This is a genomic window from Ochrobactrum sp. SFR4 (assembly GCF_019730395.1).
GTDB lineage: Bacteria > Pseudomonadota > Alphaproteobacteria > Rhizobiales > Rhizobiaceae > Pseudochrobactrum.
The window spans coordinates 1-231 of the sequence record NZ_JAAPBB010001474.1 but is presented as its reverse complement, the minus strand read 5'-3'; the positions used below and the strand labels follow the sequence as shown (position 1 = coordinate 231).

The following is a 231-nucleotide window of genomic DNA, read 5'->3' as shown; positions in this document are numbered from 1 at the left end:
AGCCGAACGCGGACCAAAACCCAGCAGGTAAAGACCATCCATCGTTACAATTGATTTGTTGCGACCTGCCGGTGTGGCTGCCAAGGCGGGATTGCTCAACAGGTCTGAATGATCATCCATCGCTTTATCAACGCCGGTATTCATTAGCAGGATCAAATCCGGTGCAGCTTTATCCAGCGCTTCATCAGTGAGCTGCTTATAGCCCTGAAATTCATCAATCGCATTCAGGCC

General features: G+C 50.2%; 1 protein-coding gene. It reads right to left on the bottom strand.

Translation table 11 applies throughout. The features are described from left to right. On the bottom strand, positions 1-231 hold a 231-nt coding region (locus tag HBA93_RS23915), incomplete at both ends, for an ABC transporter substrate-binding protein (RefSeq protein WP_221724865.1).